Origin of the sequence: Enterobacter cloacae complex sp. IR5458 (assembly GCF_049238025.1) — a bacterium.
GTDB lineage: Bacteria > Pseudomonadota > Gammaproteobacteria > Enterobacterales > Enterobacteriaceae > Enterobacter > Enterobacter kobei.
The window spans coordinates 1-721 of record NZ_JBMKIF010000138.1; the positions used below are offsets into that span (position 1 = coordinate 1).

General features: G+C 48.5%; 2 protein-coding genes. One reads left to right on the forward strand and one right to left on the reverse strand.

Features of this window, described 5'->3' with window-relative positions; translation table 11 throughout:
• On the reverse strand, positions 1–227 hold a 227-nt coding region (locus tag ACOTYN_RS26425), incomplete at its 3' end, for a recombinase family protein (protein ID WP_139787459.1).
• 159 nt (positions 228–386) lie between these two features.
• On the opposite strand from ACOTYN_RS26425, the gene ACOTYN_RS26430 reads away from it, so the two are divergent.
• On the forward strand, positions 387–721 hold a 335-nt coding region (locus ACOTYN_RS26430), incomplete at its 3' end, for a DUF4158 domain-containing protein (RefSeq protein WP_332959900.1).

The window sequence follows — 721 nt, forward strand, 5'->3', positions numbered from 1 at the left end:
CGACCCAGACGGTCAAGTTTGGTGACAATCAGTACATCCCCATTTTCCATGCGATCTAGCAACCGGATAAATCCGGGGCGTTCGCTGGCAGCAACCGAGCCACTGATATGCTCCTCAATAAGTCGTTGGGATCTGATGGCAAAACCCGCCGCTTCAATTTCACGACGCTGGTTTTCTGTGGTCTGTTCCAGAGTTGAGACCCTGCAGTAGGCAAAAACACGTGACATGGGAAACTTTCCGTACGAAATGGATGTCCGAATTATAACGTGTGTCCGAAATTAATTTCACTAAGTTTCGGACATGTGCTGTAAGTGGTGTACGAAACCGACCGGTTTCGGTCACAGCGAACAAATAACAGATGAAAACTATACGCGAGGGAGGCATTTATGCCACGGCGACAGATACTGAGCAGCGAAGAGCAGGAACGCTTACTGGTTATACCAGATGATGAAATTATTCTGACCCGAATGTGTTTTCTGAACGAACCGGATATTGCGCTCATTAATAAGCACCGAAGGCCAGCGAATCGCCTGGGCTTTGCTGTATTACTCTGTTATCTGCGTGGACCTGGATTTATTCCGGACAAAAGCAGTGCTCCTCACAATGGCGTTGTATCCAGGGTTGCTTCCCGACTGAAACTTCAGCCTGATTTATGGCCGGAATATGCATCCAGAGAGCAAACCCGCTGGGAACATCTGACCGAACTTTATCGCTACCTGGA